Origin of the sequence: Nostoc sp. DedQUE07 (assembly GCF_034530975.2) — a bacterium.
Lineage (GTDB): Bacteria > Cyanobacteriota > Cyanobacteriia > Cyanobacteriales > Nostocaceae > Nostoc.
This window is the reverse complement of sequence record NZ_JAVRCC020000053.1, coordinates 23,727-46,852: the sequence shown is the minus strand read 5'-3', so window position 1 is coordinate 46,852 and position 23,126 is coordinate 23,727. Positions and strand designations below refer to the sequence as shown.

General features: G+C 40.0%; 20 protein-coding genes and 1 pseudogene. 8 read left to right on the top strand and 13 right to left on the bottom strand.

Going from position 1 to position 23,126, the window contains the following annotated elements; translation table 11 throughout:
• Positions 1 to 65: 65 nt before the first annotated feature.
• Positions 66 to 683: a class I SAM-dependent methyltransferase gene (locus RMZ95_RS27950; protein ID WP_322683508.1), complete on the top strand. Its 618-nt coding sequence runs from the start codon at positions 66 to 68 to the stop codon at positions 681 to 683.
• An 81-nt stretch (positions 684 to 764) separates the two neighbouring features.
• Here the strand turns inward: RMZ95_RS27950 and RMZ95_RS27945 are convergent, their stop codons facing one another.
• On the bottom strand, positions 765 to 1,262 hold the full coding sequence (locus tag RMZ95_RS27945; protein ID WP_322683507.1) for a GNAT family N-acetyltransferase: 498 nt from the start codon (positions 1,260 to 1,262) through the stop codon (positions 765 to 767).
• Positions 1,263 to 1,591: 329 nt separating this feature from the next.
• Between RMZ95_RS27945 and RMZ95_RS27940 the strand changes: the two genes are divergently transcribed.
• The 3 genes and pseudogenes from RMZ95_RS27940 (at position 1,592) to RMZ95_RS27930 (ending at position 3,562) form a co-directional block, all read left to right on the top strand.
• Positions 1,592 to 1,786 (top strand): hypothetical protein, encoded by a 195-nt coding sequence (locus tag RMZ95_RS27940; RefSeq protein WP_322671144.1) that lies wholly within the window; start codon positions 1,592 to 1,594, stop codon positions 1,784 to 1,786.
• Positions 1,787 to 2,072: 286 nt separating this feature from the next.
• A pseudogene (locus RMZ95_RS27935) lies at positions 2,073 to 2,261 on the top strand (ATP-binding protein); the annotation flags it as partial.
• A gap of 122 nt (positions 2,262 to 2,383) precedes the next feature.
• The gene (locus RMZ95_RS27930; RefSeq protein WP_322683506.1) at positions 2,384 to 3,562 is read left to right on the top strand and encodes a hybrid sensor histidine kinase/response regulator; all 1,179 of its coding nucleotides are present in this window, start codon (positions 2,384 to 2,386) and stop codon (positions 3,560 to 3,562) included.
• Positions 3,563 to 3,706: 144 nt separating this feature from the next.
• Here RMZ95_RS27930 and RMZ95_RS27925 read toward each other — a convergent pair whose 3' ends face one another.
• The 4 genes from RMZ95_RS27925 to RMZ95_RS27910 all read right to left on the bottom strand — a co-directional run bounded on the left by RMZ95_RS27925 (position 3,707) and on the right by RMZ95_RS27910 (position 9,216).
• Positions 3,707 to 4,426: a DUF4079 domain-containing protein gene (locus RMZ95_RS27925; RefSeq protein WP_322683505.1), complete on the bottom strand. Its 720-nt coding sequence runs from the start codon at positions 4,424 to 4,426 to the stop codon at positions 3,707 to 3,709.
• Between the two features lie 347 nt (positions 4,427 to 4,773).
• The gene (locus RMZ95_RS27920) at positions 4,774 to 6,366 is read right to left on the bottom strand and encodes a glycosyltransferase family 39 protein (RefSeq protein WP_322683504.1); all 1,593 of its coding nucleotides are present in this window, start codon (positions 6,364 to 6,366) and stop codon (positions 4,774 to 4,776) included.
• A 104-nt stretch (positions 6,367 to 6,470) separates the two neighbouring features.
• The gene (locus RMZ95_RS27915) at positions 6,471 to 8,123 is read right to left on the bottom strand and encodes a glycosyltransferase family 39 protein (RefSeq protein WP_322683503.1); all 1,653 of its coding nucleotides are present in this window, start codon (positions 8,121 to 8,123) and stop codon (positions 6,471 to 6,473) included.
• A 277-nt stretch (positions 8,124 to 8,400) separates the two neighbouring features.
• Positions 8,401 to 9,216 carry a GNAT family N-acetyltransferase gene (locus RMZ95_RS27910; RefSeq protein ID WP_322683502.1) on the bottom strand — a complete coding sequence of 272 codons (816 nt, stop codon included), beginning with the start codon at positions 9,214 to 9,216 and terminating at the stop codon, positions 8,401 to 8,403.
• A 765-nt stretch (positions 9,217 to 9,981) separates the two neighbouring features.
• On the opposite strand from RMZ95_RS27910, the gene RMZ95_RS27905 reads away from it, so the two are divergent.
• From RMZ95_RS27905 to RMZ95_RS27895, 3 genes are all read left to right on the top strand, one after another.
• The gene (locus tag RMZ95_RS27905) at positions 9,982 to 11,052 is read left to right on the top strand and encodes an LOG family protein (RefSeq protein WP_322671150.1); all 1,071 of its coding nucleotides are present in this window, start codon (positions 9,982 to 9,984) and stop codon (positions 11,050 to 11,052) included.
• A 596-nt stretch (positions 11,053 to 11,648) separates the two neighbouring features.
• On the top strand, positions 11,649 to 12,971 hold the full coding sequence (locus tag RMZ95_RS27900) for a D-alanyl-D-alanine carboxypeptidase (protein ID WP_322683501.1): 1,323 nt from the start codon (positions 11,649 to 11,651) through the stop codon (positions 12,969 to 12,971).
• A gap of 266 nt (positions 12,972 to 13,237) precedes the next feature.
• Positions 13,238 to 14,452 carry an HhoA/HhoB/HtrA family serine endopeptidase gene (locus RMZ95_RS27895; protein ID WP_322683500.1) on the top strand — a complete coding sequence of 405 codons (1,215 nt, stop codon included), beginning with the start codon at positions 13,238 to 13,240 and terminating at the stop codon, positions 14,450 to 14,452.
• Between the two features lie 227 nt (positions 14,453 to 14,679).
• Here the strand turns inward: RMZ95_RS27895 and RMZ95_RS27890 are convergent, their stop codons facing one another.
• From RMZ95_RS27890 to RMZ95_RS27860, 7 genes are all read right to left on the bottom strand, one after another.
• A complete protein-coding gene (locus RMZ95_RS27890; protein WP_322683499.1) occupies positions 14,680 to 15,582 on the bottom strand; it encodes an MBL fold metallo-hydrolase in 903 nt (300 codons plus the stop codon).
• Between the two features lie 11 nt (positions 15,583 to 15,593).
• Positions 15,594 to 15,977, bottom strand: a complete 384-nt coding sequence (panD, locus tag RMZ95_RS27885; RefSeq protein WP_094349223.1) for an aspartate 1-decarboxylase — start codon at positions 15,975 to 15,977, stop codon at positions 15,594 to 15,596.
• Positions 15,978 to 16,116: 139 nt separating this feature from the next.
• A complete protein-coding gene (locus RMZ95_RS27880) occupies positions 16,117 to 16,629 on the bottom strand; it encodes an inorganic diphosphatase (RefSeq protein ID WP_322683498.1) in 513 nt (170 codons plus the stop codon).
• Between the two features lie 419 nt (positions 16,630 to 17,048).
• Positions 17,049 to 17,234 (bottom strand): hypothetical protein, encoded by a 186-nt coding sequence (locus RMZ95_RS27875; RefSeq protein WP_322683497.1) that lies wholly within the window; start codon positions 17,232 to 17,234, stop codon positions 17,049 to 17,051.
• An 877-nt stretch (positions 17,235 to 18,111) separates the two neighbouring features.
• The gene (locus tag RMZ95_RS27870) at positions 18,112 to 18,249 is read right to left on the bottom strand and encodes a hypothetical protein (protein WP_322683496.1); all 138 of its coding nucleotides are present in this window, start codon (positions 18,247 to 18,249) and stop codon (positions 18,112 to 18,114) included.
• Positions 18,250 to 18,415: 166 nt separating this feature from the next.
• Complete coding sequence (locus RMZ95_RS27865) at positions 18,416 to 19,387, bottom strand: DUF362 domain-containing protein (RefSeq protein WP_322683495.1); 972 nt, start codon at positions 19,385 to 19,387, stop codon at positions 18,416 to 18,418.
• A 187-nt stretch (positions 19,388 to 19,574) separates the two neighbouring features.
• Positions 19,575 to 20,996, bottom strand: a complete 1,422-nt coding sequence (locus RMZ95_RS27860; protein ID WP_322683494.1) for an aspartate ammonia-lyase — start codon at positions 20,994 to 20,996, stop codon at positions 19,575 to 19,577.
• A 137-nt stretch (positions 20,997 to 21,133) separates the two neighbouring features.
• Here RMZ95_RS27860 and pgsA point away from each other — a divergent pair, with 137 nt between their 5' ends.
• Positions 21,134 to 21,670: a CDP-diacylglycerol--glycerol-3-phosphate 3-phosphatidyltransferase gene (pgsA, locus tag RMZ95_RS27855; protein WP_322683493.1), complete on the top strand. Its 537-nt coding sequence runs from the start codon at positions 21,134 to 21,136 to the stop codon at positions 21,668 to 21,670.
• A 417-nt stretch (positions 21,671 to 22,087) separates the two neighbouring features.
• Here the strand turns inward: pgsA and RMZ95_RS27850 are convergent, their stop codons facing one another.
• Positions 22,088 to 22,972, bottom strand: a complete 885-nt coding sequence (locus tag RMZ95_RS27850) for an SMP-30/gluconolactonase/LRE family protein (RefSeq protein ID WP_322683492.1) — start codon at positions 22,970 to 22,972, stop codon at positions 22,088 to 22,090.
• Positions 22,973 to 23,126: the final 154 nt, after the last annotated feature.

The following is a 23,126-nucleotide window of genomic DNA, read 5'->3' as shown; positions in this document are numbered from 1 at the left end:
TTTTTGGAGGCGCAGCTAAACTTACTCTTAAAAAGCATCAAGTTTTAAGAAAGCTGCGAAAACTAATGACTGATGACTTTTTCAATAATAAAAAGCTACTTTTTGACCTATGGGCATCAAGTTACGATTGGTTCTTTCCTTCAGTGTTTTATCGAGCCATTCACCAACGGTTGCTGGAGTACGTCGATTTCCCAGAGCTAGCAAATGTACTTGATATCGGCTGTGGTACTGGACGCTTGCTTGAGCGCCTTGCTACTCAGTTTCCCAATCTCCAAGCTACCGGATTGGATTTATCTGCTAATATGTTGCGGGTAGCAAGACAGAACAACCGCCATCGTCCACGCTTAATTTATATTGAGGGCAAAGCTGAGTCTCTTCCCTTTGCTGATGGTCAATTTGATGCCGTTTTCAGTACTATCAGCTTCTTGCACTATTTGGAACCAAAACAGGTGGTTAGTGAGATAGCACGGGTACTTTCTCCCGGTGGACGCTTTTATTTGGTTGACATTACTTCCAAAAAAGAGACAGAACCTCAATTATTGCCAATCTCTCCCCGTGGAATTAGACTCTACAGCCCTAATCAACGTCAACTTCTTGGCTCCTCTGCTGGGTTATTGTGTTTGAATCACCATTATTTACTAGGGCCTGTCTTACTAACGATTTTTGCTAAACCTCTAAGTTGAAATAGGAAATGGGGAGAGTAAAGGACTAGAAACATCTTGTATCAAGCCTTGTTCTGCATCTCTTAAATTACGAATTACGAATTACGAATTAGTCTGACCTCGATATTCCATAAATACCACAGGAACTTTGAGCAGCCTTTTAGCTAACTGCGAGAATCTAAATTTCTCCTTGAGCGTAGATAAGCCTATTGTCTTGGGAAATTGTGGCAAGTCTTCAAAAGATATTGGCACAAAGTCAAAGCGACTGTAAAACTGCACCAGCCGTTGACCTAAGCATTCCAGATAAAGTGGTTGCACTGCTGTATTAATCAAATGCTGCGTTAGCAAACTACCCAAACCGCGACCTCTCCAAGCTGATGCAACGACCAAGCTACCAAGTTCTTGTGCCCCTGAAAAGTTACGCAGCTGTCCGCAAGCTATCAAATTCTCATTGTATTCAACTACCCAAAATTGCTGCCAATTTAATTGGGTTGGATCGAGTTTGGCTGAAAATACCAGCAATCGAATCGACCACTGATCCCCAGAGCTTGCCTTGCGAAGGATACATCCAGATGGTAACGATAGATTGTTCTGGTTCATTAATTAGACTTTGATAGTTTGTATCACCATCATCACACCATATTATTCGCCTAGCTAGACTCAGATCGCTTGCCATTTACTGACAATTATCAATAAAGCAATTTCAAAAACATCTTAGACATAAAACCCGTTCCAGGTTCTACCTTAGCCATAAGAAGGGTTGTAAGGTTAAATAACTCTACATTTCTGGATTTTTTCAGCATACATGAGTAATACTAAACAATACTTCCGATAGAGGTAAAAATCAGCCATAACTATATCTGGATAGATGCATTCATACTCCTAATTTTTTAAGATAATCTCAAAGATAAATAATAAGGGATGTAATCATGGCTGAACAACAAAAATCTAATAATGAACAACCTGCGTCTACTGCTTCTGCTGACGGCGAAACCCCTACTGAGGAAAGTATCCGCAAAACTGGTGATGCACAAAAGAGTGATGCTAAATCCACTGCTACTCCAGAAGCTCCAGAAAACGATGGTGTAGCAGGTAGCCCCAATCAAGGAACTGAGTCACGTTAATTAATTTGAACTTTCCCAAGTTTTAATCAGCTCGTGGGGTCTTTTGTTGTAACCCTAATACACTAAATTTAGAGTGGAAATGTGGTGTTACACTACATCTCCACTTGTTTTTGTGTCAAAAATTGCATTGTCTCTCTCTACGTTGGTGCGTTAGCGTAGCTTACCGCAGCTATGTTTATTATCGTGTGGGTACTCGCGGTCAGGAATTTGTTCTCGTTGACTGTGATACTGCCCTCAGTCTAGCTCTAAGTAATTTACATATAGCGATCGCTCAGGATAATGATCTCAATATCTTGAGCGAATTTTTGAGGTTTTCCGCCGTCTTCATACTCGTCGAGAATTTTCTGGTACTGGCATTGGTCTAGCTATCTACAAAAAAATCGTTGAGCGGTATGGCGATCGCACGCATCTGGGCTGAGTCGAAACCGGGCCGGACATAGGAACAGTATTTTATTTTACCCTCAACGCAAATTAAGGTATCTTTAAATAGGTATCTAATAACCGCTTATTAACCTTTTAACAAGCGCATGAATTCTAGCCCTATCTAAAAAATAGGAAATCAGGTGATTATCTAACAAATTGATATAACCCTGTACTATGGAAAAGCTCACAATTCACATTCTATTAGTAGAAGATAGTGCAAGTGATGCTCATCTGCTACGCCGGATATTTTTAAATTCAGATCAAGAACAATGGCAGATGTTACATGTTGAACGGTTATCTGAGGCGATAGAAGCTAGCAGGGAAAATTCTACGTCTAACCTTGATAATTCTCACATAGAGAGTCGAAAGCAACGCAGATTCGACTTAGTTTTGTTAGACCTCGGCCTTCCAGACTCTATTGGACTGGACACGTTGAAAGAATTTATGGCAGCAGTACCTGATATCCCAGTTGTGGTATTAACAGGTGTTGACGATCAAGATTTAGCACTGCAAGCATTAGCAGAAGGAGCGCAAGACTATTTAGTTAAAGATAAAATCACTATACAATGGTTAGTGCGTGCCATTCGCTATGCCATTGAAAGAAGCGAAATTCTCAACCAACTACGCGAGAGTGAAGAACGCACCCGTCAAGCGCTGGCAAAAGAACAGGAACTCAACGAGTTAAAGTCAAACTTTGTAGCAATGGTTTCTCACGAGTTCCGCACCCCTATGACTACGATTCAGACGGCTGTAGATATCCTTCAATACAACAGCAATAAACTAACTGATATCCGCAGAACTAAATATTTCGATCGAATACAAAATGCTATCAACCAGATGCTTAATCTTTTAGATGAGATATTGTTCTTGAGTAAAACGGAAGCAGCTAAACTCGAATACAAGCCTACGCTGTTAAATTTAGAAAATTTCTGTAGCGAACTCACAGATATTCTTCAACTCAATGCAGGTAGTAAACACAGCATTATCTTTACTTGTCAAGGTGAATCGACCCAAGCCCAAATTGATGAAGACCTACTAAATTGTACCTTAACTAATTTGATTTCCAATGCCATTAAATATTCTCCTGAAAGTGATACTATTTGGTTTGATTTGATTTGCAAAGATCGCCTCGCAATTTTCCAAATCAAAGATCGGGGAATGGGAATTCCTCTCAAAGATCAAACTCATCTATTTCAAACCTTCTATCGCGCCAGCAATGTGGGTGTAATTCAAGGAACAGGATTGGGACTCACTATAGTTAAAAAATGTGTGGAGTTACATGGTGGTCATATTCAATTAGAAAGTGAGCAGGGTGTTGGTACAACAGTAATTGTCACTTTACCACTACAATGATTAGACAAATAAATTATTATAATTGGGCATTGGGCATTGGGCATTGGGCATTGGGTATGGAGAAGAGACAAGGTAGACAAGGAAGAGGCTTGTTCAATAATTCCTCCTAGTCCCCTTGTCCCCTTGTCTCCCCTGCTCCCCTGCTTATTTTGGTGCTTGGGAATTTGGGGTTGGACAAGTTTTATTAACAAAATCACACTGATAAATATAGGGTTCTTGCCAATTCAGAGGAATTTCTAACAAGTCTCGCGTTCCTGTCATACCTTGTCCAATAAATAGCAACAAAGCAATGCAATTTAAAATCGTATGGACAAGACGCCAGCGATTGGACTTATCTTGATAAATATCTTGAACAATTGCTAATGAAAAAATCATTAGCAGTGCTGCGGTAATGCCAATATAATAATGTGACCAATACCACTCATTGGTGCGGCGATAGACTCCATCTTGACAGCCGATAATTACTAAACCTGCACCAGTCAAAGTTGCAAAAACTGCCCGCCACACCCGCTGTTTTGCCCGATAAAGAAATACTAATGAGGCGATGGTGGCAGCAAATATTAGCAGTATAAAAATAACTTGGAAAGGTGTTTGATTCCACAATTTATTTTTGATAATATTTTTACCAATAGGGTAGCTTAATCCGATTAAAGTTAATCCAACAACTGCACTTGTGAGCCTTTCACCTAACTGCTTATGTTCTGCACCCACCACTGGAGGAATTTTACTCTTACTACCTGCTAAAATTTGCAATCTGCGTTGGCGTGTTTGCCAAGCAAAATTAACTACTGTACCAATAAGTGGAAAGACGAATATAATTGCGATCGCAGGATGTAAAAGACCAAGAAAATCTGTTATTTGCATAGAACACCTTTCAATGAATCATTGAATTCATCACAAAGGATAATTTAAAGCATCGTACCATTACTTAAATTAGTTTCAGATGAGAATTTGTTTAATATTTATTTTTGTTGTTTTTAGCTGATTTTAATCAAGAACCTATTTAAATATTTTATAAAAGATAATGATTTTAGCAAATATCTCCATATAATTTTGAATATATGAAAATATTTTTTAATATAAAATTATACAAATAATAATTGAAAAACAATTAAGTTCCTTCTCTATCTGACGCGAATTCATTTATATGAATTGCCCATAACTACAGTGTCTAGTTTTGGTTAAGTCCTAATTTTTTCAAAAATACATCGCTACCTACGTGGATTTTCTATTTTCCAAAGCAAGTAATTTTTGTCACTGTATACTACAAAAGTTTTATAATTATAATTTGTTTCTATTTGCTTACGCCAGGTATCCGAAGGATTTAGTAAAAAAATATCAGTGAACTCATCAGGAATATTAGGGATAGAAAGGTTTCTTACTAATTGAAACTGCACTTTTGGCTGTAAAAGATAGCTGAGAGAAAAGACATTTCCATAATTAATACCAGAATCATTGCTAATTAAAAGTGGATGAGTTGCCTGATTTATAATTTTTGCAACTTGTGGATTACCATAGCTAATAACCTTACTCCACCAAGTTTCGGCCTGAGAACTCACTCCATAAGAAACTAGTCCACAAATAATCACTAGTCCCATGATTGTTTGCCAGATTCTTCGGCGTACAAGACTCTTATTATATAGCTGCATAGCTAGTAAATAAGTAACAGCTAGTTGAATTCCTAAATAAGAAACCAATAAATAACGTTCTGCAAGTGAGCGTATACCCCCAAAAAGTAAGTCTGGTAGCATTAAAGGTAATGCAGGAATCAGAATTAGCGTGACAATAAACAACCAAATTTTATAGTTAGTTTTTCGATAAATAAAATAAATAGAATATCCAACAAGAACTAAAAAAAATGGCGTAATTACATAGGTAAAGGGATTTTCAAAGCCTAAATCTAAATCCAGAAAAATCCTATTTAACTGTAAAAGCCAAGATTTAATCAAAGCATCTAAGGGTAAATGTCTTTTTGTCCAAGCTGTTGAACTTTTTAATTGCAACAAGTTAACTATCACAACCTGTATCCAAGGTGTAAAAGCTAAAAACCCTGCAAAAGATGCTAATAGATAAGCTTTTACTGTTCTAGTAAACCTAAATTTTGCAGTGGCAATTACATAAATTCCATGAGCGACTACAACAAATCCACTGAATAAAAATGTATAAAGACTAAGCACCAAAGTGACTGCATATATTCCCCAATTTAGTATACGTAGTACTCCATGTTGTGATTCCAATCGTAATGCTCGTAGTAATGAAGCGTTACATAGCAATATAGTCACTATCCAGAGAATATATTCTCGTGCTTCTTGGGCGTATACTAAGTGAATAGGGGAGATTGCTATCAGTGCGATCGCAACCTCAGATACCCATACCGATGCTTTAAATAATTCTCGACATAGCCAATAAATACTCGGAAAAATCAACAAGCTGATAAACGCAGATAAACTTCTGATTGCTGTCACCGAATTACCAAAGATTCCTACCCAAAGCCGAGCGAGTATATAATACAGTGGTGGATGCTGTGGATCGTCTACTTCCAAAGATATAATTGTGTCACGTAAGCCTTTCTCCATATTGGGACTTTGGAATTTGGCAAAACTTTCCTTATTAATTATGCGACCATTAAATATTTGCTGCTTAACTTCATTTGACGTATAACCAGAAATTCGTAATGAAGTGAAAGTCTCATCGTGCCAGTAAACTTTGCGGTCAAGGTTAAAAAAACGAAAAAATATACCCACCATTAACAAAACTACAATGAGAAATCGCAATCTATTCGGAGCAAATTGGAGATGCTGCATAACTAAATTTCACAATAAATTTTACAAAAATTATGTATCTTAATGAAACAACTACATCATGTTTAATCGCTGTCATTAAAGCATCTGGTAACAGCTATAGCACGCTATAAATTAGCAGATAATTTATTATTAGATGAGATATTACGTCGGCGCACATTACGAGCTTTAGCCAATTTCAAAATCGAATAATAGCGATCGCTATAAACAATATCTGTCTTTAATTTATACTTTTTTTCTATTGTTTTACCCCAAGTGTCTGAAGGATTAAGTAAAAACACATCAGTAAACCCATCAGGAATTTTAGGAATTTTTTGATTTACCAACAGAAATCGTACTTTTGGTTCCAAAAGATAGCTTAAAGAAAAGATATTACCATAATTATTACCCAAAGCATCACCGATCAAAAGTGGACGATTACTCTGATTGATGATTTGGGCAACTTGTGGACTGCTATAATTTATACCCTTATTCCACCAAGTTTCTGCCTGAAAACTTACCTTAGAAGAAATTAAACCACAAATAATCACTAATGTCATGATTATGTACCAAAAGCTCCGACGTGCCCCGCTCTCATTATATAATTGTGTAGCTAATAGATAAGCAACAGCTATTTGGATTCCTAAATAAGATGGTATTAAATATGGTTCGATAGACGCTCGTATACTCCCAGCAATTAAATTTGGCAGTATTAGGGGTAATGCTGGTACTACAATTAATGTGATGATAAAAGACCAGACTTTATAGTTAGTTGCTCGACAAATAAAATAAATTGAATATGCTACTAAAGTTAAAAAAGCTAGTGCAATTACATAGCCTAGAGAATTTTCGGAACTAAGGTCTATATCAAAAAAAATCCGGCTTAACTGCATTAGCAAAAATGGAAATATAGGTATCAATTCTGACTGTATCGTTGTTTTATCTGCTGAAATCAAAAATTGAAAAAATTCACCAATCACAACTGTTATCCAAGGCATGAAAGCTAAAAAAGCTACCAGTGATGCTATCAGATAAGTTCTAACAGTTTCATTAAACTGAAATTTGGCAGCGGTAATTACATAAATTCCGTGAGCAACTGCTACAAATGCACTCCAAAGAAATGTATAAAGACTAATCGCTAAAGTAACTGCATAAAGGCTCCAAATAGCGAATAAATCTGGTTTTTGTCGTTCTTCTGCTAGCTCATCTTCTAGCCTTATGGCTCGCAGCAGAGACGCACTAGATAGTAAAATGGTGACTAACCAAAGAATATATTCTTGTGCTTCTTGGGCGTATACTAGATGAATTGGAGAGATAGCCATGAGTGCGATCGCAACACCAGGAACCGATAATGGCACATTAAATAATTCTCGACATAGCCAATAAACACAAGGGAACACCAGCAAACTAATGCAGGCTGATAAACTTCTAATAGCCGTCACCGAATTACCAAAGATTTCCATCCACAATCTAGCTATTATGTAATACAATGGCGGATGTTGAGGATCTTGTTTTGCTAAAGACATAATTGTGTCATTTAAGCTTTTTTCTGGATTTACACCTTGAAACTGAGCAAAACTTTCTTTACCAATCACACGATTATTAAAAAGTTGCTGTTTAGCTTCATTAATTGTGTAACCAGAAGTTCGCAATGAGGCATAAATTTCATCGTGCCAAAAAACTTTACCATCAAGATTAGAAAAGCGAAATAATATACCCATCGTCAATAAGAAGATAGTTAAAAATCGCAACCAACTCGGAGCAAATTTGAGATGGCGCATAAGTGGGTTTCCTAAAAAGTTTTCTCAAATTATCTAAATTAAGTGGACTGGATGAGGTGTTGCAGCTACGCCCATCGTAGACATAGCGAAGACTTCAAGCAAAGCCTATTTGTTAAACATCGCCAACTGGACTTTAATTTGATTGGAAAGATTGGCAATCAACACCTCTCCTTTATTAACTACAAAAAGAAATGGGCAAGGTTGTATCAAATCCCGCAAAACTGGATTTTGTTTTGAAACCGAGATGTCAATAAAGTATAAAATACACTAAATCTAGCTATATTTGTGGTAAGGGTTTTTTGAGAAGGTTTGGATAACGCCATCTGCCAAAGTCTGCAATATTAGATATAGTTAAAAAATCAATAGTTTTAAAGTGTCGGTCAATAGCAGGAAGGCTGCATATTTTAGCTCCAATATTCAAGTAAGCCTGCAAAATTTTAGGAATTTCAATATTAGATGAACCTGGATAATTTTGAGTCAGTTCTAAACAAAATTGTGAATTTGGGTAAACCAAAATACTTGGATGCATCAAGTTATTCTGCCGAAAATAATCATAAGCGCAAGTAGCTTGCCCAGGACATTGTGTTAGTAATGATGCACAGCCAAAGAAATATTGGTTTTTACTCCAGATGAGATAATTTGCCAGCCCTTCCCAGAGTAGTAAAAGTGCCTGACTATTGCGATATTCTTTAGCTATACATACACGCCCAACTTCCACTGATACCTGAAGCACAGAATTGGGAATTCCATTAAGATTAAATATATCGGTAGCATCAAAGCCTAGTCTTTGAGAAGCCATTATATAGGTCTGCATCCGATAAGTTCCAATCGTTTTACCCGTATGTTTGGAGATTAGGATTAAATGATGGCAAACCGCATCAAACTTATCTATATCCATCTGGGTAAAATTAGAAGCAGAAAACCCCAAGCCTAGTTCAAGATTAAAAACTTCAAAGCGCAACCGAAAAATTGATTCTAATTCTTCTTCAGTTGAAGCCAGCCGTAGGGTATATTTTTCAGTTTGAAGGACGGGAAAATCTTCAAGAGGGGGAGGAGGATTCAGTGGGTAATTGATGCGTCCAGAAACTTCCATCTATCTTCCTACTTAGATTTGCGAAAATATTCTATAAGATTTAGGCACTATATAAATAAATCACATTATGAATTAATGTGTCTAAGCGTAATTGATATAGTTTGCGATCAAACATCCTTTAGAGAAATAAGCTTGGGTTAAGGATTTTTGGTACTGATTTTGACCTGTAAAGACACGTTAGCCAGCGGGACATTAGCATAGTGGGGCGATCGCGCAGCGTCTTGTAGAGAAGCCTAGTCCCATTTCGTGTCTCTACCAAGGATTTTAGGTTGAACTGAACGGTATTGCGATTTAAAGAGCTTTTTTACTTTCTTAGATTAGGGTTAGAGTGCTTTTATTATGGACATTAATTCCCAAAAAATCTGGCAATAAGATACAAAATTTTCTTTTGATATACGCTATAGATGTAAGTCATATCATTTTACACAAACTCCGATATACCGCAGAATACAGAATTCAGGAGTAAAACAAGCTTTATACCTGGGTCAGACAAATCGTTGTGTACCTCACCTTCCTTGAAATCTGCTATGTATTGCGACCGCAATTATCCTTAATAGGTAAATTATGTCAATCTATCTACTAAGAGAACTTGTTATGGTGTCCAACAGTTGAAGTATTGCAACAAGCCTTATCAAAAAGATTTTTAGAATTTCCTAGCTTCAAAACCAGTTATAAATTTGCTAATTGCACATCAGAAGGCTATTCTCGCTTGCTAGAGTGTGAGTAGTTCACGTAAAATATAGTGCCATTGTTGCAGCAGTTCTCATGACCTCATCTGCGTCGTTTGACATATTAGAGTCTTTACAGGCGGATATCGCTGAATTGATCGTTCGTTTACCGACATTAAAAAATCGGCAATTTATTCAGCAAGCACTTACTACTATTGTTCGTCTAGCTGATACTGAAATTGAGCGTCTCGATTGGAAAATATTATCCGCTGCATTAGCAGATATGGAGCGCGGTTTCCAGCTTTTCTATGATTACCGACACGTTCGCAAAGTCACCATCTTTGGTTCTGCTCGTCTAGCGCCAGATAGGCCAGAATACCAAATGGCCCTTGAGTTTGCTCGCGCTGTTTCTCAATTAGGATTTATGGTGATGACTGGCGGTGGTGGTGGAATCATGCAGGCGGGTCATGAAGGTGCTGGACGAGAAAATTCCTTTGGATTAAACATTCAGTTACCCTTTGAACAACAAGCAAACCCTTTTATAGAGGGCGATCCCAAGCTAATTAACTTCAAATATTTCTTTACCCGCAAGCTGTTTCTCCTCAAAGAAAGTGATGCTGTAGCCTTGTTTCCGGGAGGCTTTGGCACTCAAGATGAAGCCTTTGAATGTATGACATTAAGCCAAACTGGTAAATTTGGGCCAGTACCTTTAGTTTTAATCGATCGCCCTGGTGGTGATTACTGGCGCTCTTGGAGCGAATATATTGATAAGCAATTAGTGCAAAACGGTCTTGTCAATCCTGAAGACCCCAACCTTTACACGGTGACAGATAACCTGGATGTGGCTTGTGACGCTATCACCCGTTTTTACCAGGTTTATCATTCCAGCCGCTATGTAAGCAATAAGTTAGTCATCCGCCTGAAGACAGATATATCAGACGCTCTTTTAGAACAACTTAATGCTGATTTCAGCGACATTATTATTCAAGGAAGAATTGAAAAAAGTCAGGCATTACCTCAAGAAGCACAAGATGAAACTGTTGGATTACCTCGCCTCATTTTATACTTCAATCAACGCGATTTGGGACGTTTGTATCAGATGATTGCCACAATTAACCGGATGGGTACTCCTTCACCAGAGGATGCAGCGCATCCAGAAAGAAAGTAGGTAAGCTAAAACACATCTAATTTGCATATTAAAATTTTCTCACTATCTTGTAGGGCGGATAAGATGTCCGCTCTGATTATGCAACTTGAATGCTGATTAGTGTATTAGCGTGAGTTCGACAATCCCTTTTTTGACCTCTCCCCCAACCCCTCTTGGACACCCAGAGGGGAGCCAAAACCCTAATTTCTCGTTGCTCCTCCCTTTCCCTATGGGAGAGGGAGGTTGTCCGGGAGAGGTTCATCGAACTCACGTTGTATTAAGGGAAAAAAGGGAGAGAATTTTGAATACTTTCCCTTTCCTTGTTTCAAGGTTATGGAATTACCAAGAGCGATCGCACAGCATAAAGCCTTTTATTATCAGGCTGCGACACCCTGCGCGTAGGTTAAGGCAAGAGATGCGATGAATCGCTGTCAAGACAAAAGGCTGATTATTATAGAGGCGGCGATTTATCGTGTCTTTAGCGCGAAAACAATATTATTCACCCTACTTACAGATGAGAAAAACACCAGTTATTATGACTCAATACTGATTTTTGTAAAAAAGCTTGTATATTAGCACAGTAAACAACGCTTGAGATCCTAACAGAGGAATAAAAAATGCTGGAATTATTGGGTTCAGGTTTGGTGTCGCTTTGGCTGGAAATGGCTGGAGTACAAATCAAACCTCTAGATGCCTTAGATGCACTAACTTGGCAAAGTAGCCCTGGCTTTGTTCTTGCCCCCGATCCAAATCCAACTGGGGCGACTACAGTGCAGGAATATTTGAAAAAGCTCATTACATCAAAAGTGGTGGCGCAAAATCTGGCTGAGAGTCAGGGAATTTGGATGCAGTCGGGACCAATGCTGATGGCAAATCACCAAGGTACGACACCGCTGCCGGCTGCTTCTTTAACCAAAATTGCCACTTCACTAGTTGCTTTGAAAACTTGGGGGCCAGATTACCAATTTGATACTTTGGTGAGTATCACTGGCCCAGTGGTAAATGGAGTTGTGCAGGGCGATTTGGTGGTTACAGGCCGTGGCGATCCTTTGTTTGTTTGGGAAGAAGCGATCGCTCTTGGTAATACTCTCAATCAAATGGGCATCAAGCAAGTAAAAGGAAATTTGATTATTACTGGCAGTTTTGCCATGAATTTTCAACGTCAGCCAATGCTAGCCGGTCTGATGCTCAAGCAAACGCTAAATCGGGCCACTTGGGGACGCCCTGCGATTTACACCCACTCAATCATGCCCAAGGGAACACCCAAGCCTCAAGTTGTGATTGCGGGTGCAGTGAAAGTTGAGGCGCAACCAAACCCTCAACAAACTTTGTTACTGCGTCATCGCTCATTGCCCTTGAAGCAACTGCTCAAGGAAATGAACGTTTATAGTAACAACGATATGGCAGAGATGCTGGCAGACTCAGTAGGGGGAGCGCCTGTAGTCCAATCAACTGCTGCTAATCTAGCGAGAGTGCCACAAGCGGAAATCCAGTTAATCAATGGTTCTGGATTGGGGCCGGAAAATCGCATTTCCCCCAGGGCTGTGTGTGCCATGTTTATGGCTATTCAAGCTGAAGCATCTGCCCATCAACTGAATCTAGCTGACTTATTCCCGATGTCTGGATTCGACCACCGGGGGACACTACACACTAGACACATTCCCCTAGCGACTGTGATCAAAACTGGTACTCTCCGGGATGTGAGCGCTTTAGCGGGAGTAATGCCCACACGCGATCGCGGTTTGGTTTGGTTTGCGATTATCAACCGTGGGACAAATGTCTGGGGTTTGCGGACTGGACAAGACCAACTCTTGCAAAGTGTTGTTAAACAATTACAATTACCTCCAACCGTTCCTGTTAACCTCACTCCCCACTCAGCCATTAACTCTTTACCCCAGCTAGGTGCAGTTAATCGGAATGAAATTTTATACAAAAGTTAGGGACTTCCATAATCTACAGTTAGAACAGAGAGCGGACTAATGTTATTCGCAATCCAAAAGTTTTATTGATGGGTAAAAACCGAACTTGAAAGGGTAATGTCCATAATAGCTTTTGGGTTAAATTTTCTATTAAGTTGATTACAGGTAGTTCGCAAAATGCCCTAACCCCAGTAGGGTAAAGAGCAAGCGAAACCTAAAATAAAAATAACTGTAAATAGATTTGTCACGACTAAGCAACAATTAAGCTTATAAATTAGGTTGTGATTATGCGATTTTCCAAAATATCTCGGTCTTTACGGCAACTAAGTACTCATGTTTTAGCGATCGCGCTAGGAGTTGTGCTAGCGGTTAGCACATTGCAAGTGTTACCCTCTCAAGCCGAACCAGCACCCACAATAACTGTTGATACTTCAAATTTAATTGCTCAACGGCAATCACCAGCTAGTGCTGCGATCGGAAGCAGTAGCTTTGTGACAGCAGCAGTGAATCGTGTTGGTTCAGCAGTTGTCCGCATTGATACTGAGCGAACAATTACTCGCCGCGTCGATCCATTTATGGAAGACCCCTTTTTCCGTCGGTTTTTTGGTGACGGTTTCTCCCAACAGATGCCGCCGTCTGAGCAGTTACGTGGTTTAGGCTCAGGTTTCATTATTGACAAGAGCGGGTTAGTTATGACTAATGCTCATGTGGTCGATAAGGCCGATAAAGTAACAGTCCGACTCAAAGATGGTCGCACCTTTGAAGGAAAAGTTCAAGGTATTGATGAAGTTACAGATTTGGCAGTAGTCAAAATTAACGCTGGTAACGATTTACCAGTCGCGCCTTTGGGTTCTTCCACTAATGTCCAAGTAGGAGACTGGGCGATCGCAGTCGGTAATCCTTTGGGATTTGATAATACCGTTACTTTAGGAATTGTCAGTACCCTCAAACGTTCTAGTGCCCAAGTTGGCATTAGTGATAAACGTTTGGATTTCATTCAGACAGACGCTGCTATTAACCCTGGTAACTCTGGCGGGCCACTATTGAATGGTCAAGGGGAAGTGATTGGTATTAACACAGCCATTCGCCCTGATGCAATGGGTATTGGGTTTGCCATTCCTATTGATAAAGCTAAAGCGATCGCCGCGCAACTACAACGCGATGGCAAAGTTGCTCATCCCTATCTAGGCGTGCAAATGCTAACTTTGACACCCGATCTCGCCAAGCAAAATAACACCGATCCCAACTCTCCGATTCAGATACCAGAAATCAATGGTGTTTTTGTGATGCGAGTTGTTCCCAATTCTCCAGCGGCATCTGCGGGTATCCGACGCGGGGATGTAATTCTGCAAATTGATGGTAAAGCTATTACCAGTGCCGAACAATTGCAGAATGTTGTGGAAGACAGTCGCCTTGGTCAAGTATTACAGGTAAAAGTGCAACGAGGTAATAAGACAGAGCAGCTTTCAGTCCGCACAGCCGAGTTGCAAAATGCTTCGTAGAACACATCTGTTATTGGTGTCAACTTAAGCATATTAGACAGTCTAGAAAAGCTTTCTCTCGTTCCCAGCCAGAGGCTGGGAATGCTCTTTGTGAGGCTACATCTAATTTCTCAGCGCCAGCAAGCCCGACTTCAACTAAAATATAGTTAAAAAAGGGTGCGATCGCTCCAGGTCTAATGGTCGCTGATTAAGCGAGCTTTTTTGCAGCTCATACCAACAAGATTAATTCACTTACCAACAGCTAATACTAGACCTTCATGGGCTAATATGGCTTGAGGAAAAGCAGATTTAATATCGACTTGAACCTGGTCAAGAAAATCATCATGGTCATCTGGGTGATGATGAGAAATGGCTAGCCGTTTAACGCCAGCACTAAGAGCTGCATTCACCGCAGCTTGCCAGAGTAAATCAGCAGAATCATGGTTGTGAGATGTAGGCGGAGTGTAAGTGGCATTGGCAATCAGCAAATCAACGCCTTTAATCAACTCTGAAATCCGTTCTCGCTCCACTTGATCGGCATTTTGGTGCAAATCTGTGATATAAGCAACACTATACTCTTGCCAACTAACTCGGTAGCCAACTGACCGCTGAGTTTGATTAATTAATGCAATTGTAATGGTGACATCATCTAACTTTACGTCACTTTCTGGGGTCAGATTGTAAAATTGCAATTCTGACTGCATTACCTGTAAAGGGTAAGGAAAGTGTGGCTGGAGCATCTGATCGTACAGACATTGTTTGATTGAGGCTCCATTTGAGGCCGCTGTGCCGTAAATATGGAAGCAATTTTCTCCAATAAATGCAGGAGCAAAAAAGGGAAATCCTTGAATTCGGTTTGATTGGCAGTTGGTAAAAAATAAATGGGCTTCTAGTGGCTGTTGCAGTTCTTGCCAAGTTTTACCCAATATGCGTAAGCCTGTACCGCCATCAAAAATCAAGCGTTTCCCAGCTACATGTATTTCTACACAAGCGGTATTACCACCATAACGACTGGTATTGCTACTAGGAGTAGGAATTAAACCTCTTACCCCCCAGAATTGCACGATAAACTCACCTGCTGGGCTACTTGGCAGGGTAGATGACTTTTCTCTTATGTAGCTCTGGGAATCCGACAACTCAAAATTTGACATTTTCCTTGAAATTAGACCTTAGTGAGCAGGTCATCGTAGCGCCGCACTTCTAACAGCCTGTTTTTTTCGTCCACAATGACTACCGTAGGAGAGTAACTTTTTAACTCTTCTGGAGTGAACTGCCCGTAAGTCATTATAATCAAGCGATCGCCAATAATGCCTAGACGTGCCGCACCCCCATTTAGCTCAATGATTCCTGAATGAGCTAGAGCGGGGATCGCATAAGTAATAAAGCGCTGACCGTTGGCACTATTAACTACTTGCACCTGCTCATAAGGTAAGATACCAGCTTTTTCCAAAAGGATTTCATCAATACTGATACTACCTACGTAGTTGATATTTGCCCCTGTAAGGGTGCAGTTATGAATTTTTGCCAAAAGGAGAGTACGCTGCATTCTGGTTTAGGGTTGGTGGCAGATTTTAAAATCCGTAACAAGGGAAAGTTAGCAAAGTGAAGTGAGGAGTTAGGAGTGAGGAGTTAGGAATAAAAATTCATAACTCTTAACTCTTAACTCCTAACTCTTAACTCCTCTATTATCCTCTATAAGCTTTGACGGATTTTTCAACTATTGCTGCAACCTTGTCCACATCTTGCCAACCGAGAATTTCAGTCACCTTTTTTTCCAAATTTTTATAACTACGGAAAAATTCAGCAATTTCATCTAAGCGGTGTGGTGCTATGTCTTTCAGGGATTTTACTTGAGTGTAGCGCGGATCTTTGTCAGGAACACAAAGGATTTTTTCATCGCGATCGCCACCGTCAATCATCTCCAAAAAGCCAATTGGTCGCGCAGCAATAATACAGCCGGGAAAGGTCGGCTCATCAATTATGACCATACCATCTAGGGGATCGCCATCATCAGCCAAAGTATTGGGTACAAAGCCGTAGTCATAAGGATATTGTACTGAGGAATAAAGTACTCGGTCTAGAGCAAAAGCTTGTAGTTCCTTGTCGTATTCGTATTTATTTTTACTTTTGCCAGTAATTTCAATCAGAACGTTGATTAGACCAGGTTTCGGTTGGGCAGGAATACGAGATAAGTCCACAAAAAACTCCTCTGATAACTGTGAATCATGGGGGCACTCTGTCAGCTTCGCTCCCCGTGTAGAATTTTAGGGCAATATGGATCTCTTCCCAAGGTATTTGTTCTATGGCATAGGGCACTGGGGAAGAAACTTTCAGATGTAACCTATTCCCTTGAATTAGCCAAAAAATAGAAAAAGCGTTACGAGCAAACTTCGCAACGCTTTTTCCAAGAGGGTATGATGGATATCTTCCGTCCTTAATTACTGTTAGAGGGATTTCTGTCCTAACAACGTTTAAGACAACTGAAATCTATAGTCACACAATCCAGATTTAGCTTATTTTTGACTAACTACATCCACATCTTCAGAGATTCTCTACAAAATCAGTGTTCTGCTTTTTTGTAGATATCCTCATGAGAAAATGCGACTGGTAAGCTCGATCAATCTTGATTTGTTTGTATGTTTTGGATCAGAGGTTGCTGGTTATTTTGAACATTAGTTGAAGAATAGTGGGCGATGACAAATACGGGTAGGGTAAGAGTCAACAGAGCGATCGCAGTTCCCACAATGTCTGCCAAACGTTGGGAATATGTATCGGCATTGGCAGACTGGCTATTTGAATTCATACAAAATTGAAGTTCTTCGCAACACTGTGTAGGTTTACTCTCTGAGTGAGAGTATTAATGCTATTTTAGCTATTTTTAAACTGTAAAATGTGTAGCATTCTACAATTTAAATCAGTTATACAACTGTCATAGTAGCCTTTTTATACATGGAATTCTTAATACAAAGTTACAAGTCAACAAATCATGTTTTATTTTGTAATTAATATTTTCAGGTGTTTCCTTGTATGGTGTAACGGGTTGCATACGCAAAGCAAACTTTGACAGCATCATAAGTTACATTTTTTCGCTGATTAAAGATTAATTAGCAAAACATATTTATCCGATACTTCATGATTATAACATTCTATAAAGCTTTTGATAAGGTCATTTTACTGGAATTGCTAATTTGTGATACAGGACACAAAACCGCAATTGCACTGATAGATATTCAGTGCTTTTGATTGTTATATAGTAGTTATACACAAAATATTTGACACCAGAGAAGAAATAGTAGTAATGATTTTTGTAACCAATGATAACTACCGAATAAACACAGATACATTAACTGTATAAGGCTGAATGGATTCAGTGATATCACTAAACAAATATTTAAGAATTTAAATTTTGCAATCTATGTAATATTACAGCCGTTTTGTCAATCTACATAAAGATAGAGTAAACAAGTTTTAGAAGGTAGCCTAGAGGTGTAGTAAGTTATTACCAAATCCCCATATCTGAACAAAATACCCAATCCCAATTTCCAGATTCTAAATCCGTATAACTTTTTGAATAAATCAAAATCTCAGACGAGAAATTGTATAACAAATTAATCAGCTAAAAAAACCGCCACTAAATATAATAGGGCGGTTTAGTTAAGCAATCGGAGGGTAATTACAGATTACTCTGCTAATAAATGAAATTGCTGTAACGACGTTTGCACTAAATTGAGGATTGGGGATTGGACATTGGGCATTGGGCATTGGGCATGGGGCATTGGGCATTGGGCATGGGGCATGGGGCATTGGGCATGGCGCATGGGTTATTCTCCCCTTGTCTTTTTCTTCTCTACGTTCGCGCAGCGTGTCGCAGACAGACGCTGCGCGTAGCTTGCTTCCCTGTAAGTGTACAATTTTGAATTTTGAGTCGCACCTTTGGTGCGCTAGAAGCGCAAGTTGAATTTTGAATTGATTTCTCCCCACCCCCTACTGCCTTCCATAAACACTGATTGGTTCCTTGATAAATCGGGTGTAAAGATGCTTAAAGGTAGACTTAATGACGCGGGGCATACCAAAATCAATGGGTATTAAATTGTCTGGTAGTCGCCAATCTTCTATTTTTAATAAGTCAGGATTTAAATGTGGAAACTCTATGGCAGCAAGTTCTGGACAAACTCCTAGCCTTTGAGAAGCTGCAACTGTGGGCACTTGTTCAGGAGAAACATTGAGGATTTCTACCATTGCCCGATCTAAGGCAAATATATCTGATGCGGCTGCTAAAATGCCCAGTTGGCGAGGTTCCCCGTTGCTGGGGCCATTTCCTTCATGACCGATGATACCATCTAATATCGTTAAGTTAGGGTTAATTGCCCTGGCAGTTTCTACTAACATTTCACCAAATCTATTCGCGTCTTTTCCCGCTTCCATGTGCCACCAAGCTTTCATTTTGCCGGGAACGCAACCAAACAAGTTTTTTACACCCAGTGTTAATGTTAACTGGGCATGTGATTTAACTTTCGGTAGGTTAATCACTACGTCTGCTTCCATTGCTTCTTTAGACAGTCGCAGATGGTTAAAATTGTCACTAACGGTTTGGTAACGCTGACCGTGAAAATCGATGATGGGAAGATTGAGTTCTTCTAAAATAGGCAGATAGCCATTTGCTATTGCTACACCCTTGGCACTACCAAAAGCAGGACTATCGCCCAAAAATGGCTTACCGCCAACTTCAATTACCATTTGGGCAACTTCATAAACTAGTTCGGCACGGGTGATACACTCTTTACCAGGACGCGATCCGGTAAGTAGATTCGGTTTGAGTAAAACACGATCGCCTTTTTTTACAAACGCTGCCATTCCTCCAAAAGGTTCCAGCAGTGTGACTAAAGATTCTCGTAAAGCCTCTCGTTCGTAAGATGTAGCCCGAATGAGACTAACAGCTGGTTTTTGAGTCTGCATGGTATAGGTAGGGGATAGAGGGAGCAGGGGGAGCAGGGGAAGTAGGGGAAGCACGGGAAGTAGGGGAAGCAGGGGAAGCAGGGGAAGAAGAACTATTAATTATTGTCCAATGTCCAATGCCCAATGCCCAATGCCCAATGCCCCATGCCCAATGCCCAATGCCCCATGCCCCATGCCCCATAATCTATTATTCTGTTTTGAGTGGTACGATACCACTCATTTGTTCTAGATTTAACACTGTGGCTAAATCTGTTTCATTCATTAATCCGCGTTCTAAAACAATTTGCCGTAAAGATTTACCAGTTTCTAAAGATTCTTTGGCGACAGCTGCGGCATTTAAATAACCGATGTGGGTATTTAGGGCGGTTACTAAAGCTAAACTGCCTTCAGCATAAGCTAAACAACGTTCCTGATTGGCAGTAATTCCCTCAATGCAGCGTTCGGTGAGTGCAGCGATGGTATTGCCGAGAATTTCGATACTGTGAATCAAGTTATAGGCAATTAGCGGCATCATCACATTTAATTCTAATTGTCCGGCTTGGGCGGCTAAAGCGATCGCACTATCGTAACCCATCACCTGAAAACACACCATTGATGTCATCTCTGCCATCACTGGGTTATATTTCCCTGGCATAATCGAGGAACCGGGTTGCACTGGAGGCAGTTGAATTTCTTTGAAACCAGTTTTCGGCCCCGAATCCATCAACCGTAAATCATGAGATATTTTGGCTAAATCCTGGGCTAGGTTCCGCAAAGCACCGGAAACATTTACAAATGGCGCCATACTCTGCATAGCTGCCATGAGATGGGGTGCAGGTTCTAAAGGAGTATCAATCAATTCTGAAAGAACTTCTACCACGCGGGCGCGATACAAAGGATGAGTATTTAATCCCGTTCCGGCTGCACTACCTCCCAAACCCAGCACCATCAAATCACCAGAGGCGGTATAAATCCGGTTTTGGTGTTCTGTAAGAATTTGCGCCCAAGCCCGAAAATTCTCACCCAAGCGCACTGGTACTGCGTCTTGTAAGTGAGTTCTGCCAGATTTGACGATATCTTGAAATTCTACAGCTTTGTTTTCTAAAGATGCGATCGCACCATCTATTGCTGGGTGTAATGTTTTAGATAATGCCAATAATCCACCAATCCGAATTGCAGTCGGAATCACATCATTGGTAGACTGCCCATAATTAACGTGGTCATTAGGACTAACACGTTTGTAATTGCCCTTTTCTTCACCAAGTATTTCTAAGGCGCGATTTGCGAGAACTTCATTGACATTCATGTGATGGGATGTTCCAGCACCCGCTTGATAAACATCCACAACAAATTGATCTCGGAACTTCCCAGCTAAGATTTCATCAGTTGCTTGGACAATCGCCTGACTAATATCTTGGGGAATGCAATTTAGTTCTCCATTGACAATTGCTGTAGCTTTTTTAATGATTAATCCTGCATCTACGTAGGTAGCTAAAGGCTTAATGCCGCTAATGGGGAAGTTTTCTATGGCTCGTAGCGTTTGTATACCGTAATAAACGCTACTAGCAATTTGGCGATCGCCCATCGAATCGCGTTCGATGCGGAATTGAGAGTCTGTGTGTTCAGTCATAGTATTGTTTTAAGAGAGCTTCAGAAAACAGATTTTCCCACGCAGGCACACTCAGATACACTAATCTGCATATATTTTGCATATTTGCTTGCCAGGTTGTTGCTTTACACTTGTTAATTTTGAATTTTGAATTTTCAATGACGCTACCCAACTGGATTACCTTCTCTCGCCTTCTAGGTGTACCATTTCTGCTTTATGGCTTGTACAATCCCACACCACAAGCTAGGTGGATATGTTTGGCGATTTTTATCGTTGCGGCGTTAACTGATTGGTTAGATGGCTATTTGGCGCGGAAACTCAACCAAATTAGTGAGTTGGGTAAATTTCTCGACCCCTTAGTGGATAAATTTCTGGTACTAGCGCCATTGATGGTTTTGATTGAACTAGAAAAAATACCGGCTTGGGGAGTATTTTTGATTTTAGCGCGGGAATTAGCGATCGCTGGTTGGCGGGTGAATCAAACGACGATTACCGGGGCGAATATTTGGGGTAAACTCAAAACTGTTAGTCAAATAGTGGCGATCGCACTTTTAATTGCACCCTTACCTGAAGTGTGGCAAACTCCCTCTCTGATTGCCTTTTGGGTTTCTGTTGCCCTAACTTTAATTTCTGGTGGTATTTATCTTTTGCCGCAAAATCCAATTAAGGAAAATACCCTATTAGATGTAAAGTGAACCACGAATAAGCTACACAGGAATATTGGCAGCAACCTCAAAACTCGGAATTTCAAGAGCAAAACTCGGAATTGTGAGATCAAAACTCAAAACTTCAGGATCAGAACTGGAAACTTCGAGATTCAAAACTCGGAATTTCGAGATCAGAACTCGAAACTTGAGATTCAAAACTCGAAACTTCAGGATCAGAACTGGAAACTTCGAGATCAAAACTCGGAATTTCGAGATCAGAACTCGGAATTTCGAGATCAGAACTCGAAACTTGAGATTCAAAACTCGAAACTTCAGGATCAGAACTGGAAACTTCGAGATCAAAACTCGGAACTCGGAATTTTTAGAATTCGCAAACAAGTAAGGAGTTGAGTTGAACAAATACGAGAGGCAAATTTAGCGCTTCACTTTTACATAGCTAATACTTTATTTATCAAAATTATAGCTAGGTAATCCAGTAACATCAGTTTGGAGAGCAAACAAATCACCTGAGTAGAAACTTTTTTCTATCTCCGCTTGGCTGAGTCCAACTGAAGCGGTAGTAATGTAGAGTGTTTGCAAATCTTTGCCACCAAAGGTACAACTCGTTACGAGTGGAACGGGTAGATTAATCCGCAATATTTCTTCACCCTTGGGATTGAAACGAATCACACACCACCCATCCCACATCGCTGACCAAATATTTCCTTGACTATCTATTGTTAACCCATCTGGATGGAAAGATTCATGAGTTAAATCAACAAAAGTTCTGCGGTTGATAATATTACCTGTTACTGAATCAAAGTCATAAGCATAGATTTTTTGGTGAGGAGAATCAGCTAAATAAAATGTCTTCTGATCTGGACTCCAACCCAACCCATTAGAGATAGTCAATCCTGTTTCCATCACATGTAATGAGCCATCAGCATCATAACGATAGAGGCTAGCATGGGGTTTTTCTGAAGAAGACATTGAACCGATCCAAAAGCGGCCTTGAGGGTCACATTTGCCATCATTGAGACGGTTCTCTGGCAGATTTGCTTCAATCTCCAAAATGGGAGTAACTTCGCCTGTCTGGGTGTTGAGAAATGCTAGGTGATGACGTAGTGCCATAATTAATCTATCTGCACCTGCTGTTGCGATCGCACCTACCACATCTCCCACATCAAAAAAGCGATTTTTTCCTGTTGCAGGGTCGAATTGATGCACTCGATGGTTGTAAATATCAACCCAGTAAATTAGGTTTTGGGTAGAATCCCAGATAGGCCCTTCACCTAAACGCGCACGGGCTTCTAGTACATTGTGGAGTGGATATTGCACAATCTGGCTCATTTTATCAACCAACAATGGTATTTAGAGAAACTAGTTTCAGTAGCATTCAGGCAATTTTCAAAAAGATTTGCCTGACTAATAGAGAAAATTTTCATTCCTATTTCAGTAAAGACTAAAAACGCAATTTATCGCGTCTTTCTCAGGTAGAAGAAAA

Excerpts from the sequence above, each read along its gene's own strand:
- RMZ95_RS27850 (WP_322683492.1), bottom strand. The coding sequence starts at position 22,972 with ATGAGCCAGATTGTGCAATATCCACTCCACAATGTACTAGAAGCCCGT.
- RMZ95_RS27920 (WP_322683504.1), bottom strand. The coding sequence starts at position 6,366 with ATGCAGCATCTCCAATTTGCTCCGAATAGATTGCGATTTCTCATTGTA.
- pgsA (WP_322683493.1), top strand. The coding sequence starts at position 21,134 with ATGACGCTACCCAACTGGATTACCTTCTCTCGCCTTCTAGGTGTACCA.
- RMZ95_RS27905 (WP_322671150.1), top strand. The coding sequence starts at position 9,982 with ATGACCTCATCTGCGTCGTTTGACATATTAGAGTCTTTACAGGCGGAT.
- RMZ95_RS27910 (WP_322683502.1), bottom strand. The coding sequence starts at position 9,216 with ATGGAAGTTTCTGGACGCATCAATTACCCACTGAATCCTCCTCCCCCT.
- RMZ95_RS27940 (WP_322671144.1), top strand. The coding sequence starts at position 1,592 with ATGGCTGAACAACAAAAATCTAATAATGAACAACCTGCGTCTACTGCT.
- RMZ95_RS27945 (WP_322683507.1), bottom strand. The coding sequence starts at position 1,262 with ATGAACCAGAACAATCTATCGTTACCATCTGGATGTATCCTTCGCAAG.
- panD (WP_094349223.1), bottom strand. The coding sequence starts at position 15,977 with ATGCAGCGTACTCTCCTTTTGGCAAAAATTCATAACTGCACCCTTACA.
- RMZ95_RS27925 (WP_322683505.1), bottom strand. The coding sequence starts at position 4,426 with ATGCAAATAACAGATTTTCTTGGTCTTTTACATCCTGCGATCGCAATT.
- RMZ95_RS27895 (WP_322683500.1), top strand. The coding sequence starts at position 13,238 with ATGCGATTTTCCAAAATATCTCGGTCTTTACGGCAACTAAGTACTCAT.
- RMZ95_RS27890 (WP_322683499.1), bottom strand. The coding sequence starts at position 15,582 with ATGTCAAATTTTGAGTTGTCGGATTCCCAGAGCTACATAAGAGAAAAG.
- RMZ95_RS27870 (WP_322683496.1), bottom strand. The coding sequence starts at position 18,249 with ATGCGCCATGCCCAATGCCCCATGCCCCATGCCCAATGCCCAATGCCC.
- RMZ95_RS27950 (WP_322683508.1), top strand. The coding sequence starts at position 66 with ATGACTGATGACTTTTTCAATAATAAAAAGCTACTTTTTGACCTATGG.
- RMZ95_RS27900 (WP_322683501.1), top strand. The coding sequence starts at position 11,649 with ATGCTGGAATTATTGGGTTCAGGTTTGGTGTCGCTTTGGCTGGAAATG.
- RMZ95_RS27865 (WP_322683495.1), bottom strand. The coding sequence starts at position 19,387 with ATGCAGACTCAAAAACCAGCTGTTAGTCTCATTCGGGCTACATCTTAC.
- RMZ95_RS27915 (WP_322683503.1), bottom strand. The coding sequence starts at position 8,123 with ATGCGCCATCTCAAATTTGCTCCGAGTTGGTTGCGATTTTTAACTATC.
- RMZ95_RS27860 (WP_322683494.1), bottom strand. The coding sequence starts at position 20,996 with ATGACTGAACACACAGACTCTCAATTCCGCATCGAACGCGATTCGATG.
- RMZ95_RS27875 (WP_322683497.1), bottom strand. The coding sequence starts at position 17,234 with ATGAATTCAAATAGCCAGTCTGCCAATGCCGATACATATTCCCAACGT.
- RMZ95_RS27930 (WP_322683506.1), top strand. The coding sequence starts at position 2,384 with ATGGAAAAGCTCACAATTCACATTCTATTAGTAGAAGATAGTGCAAGT.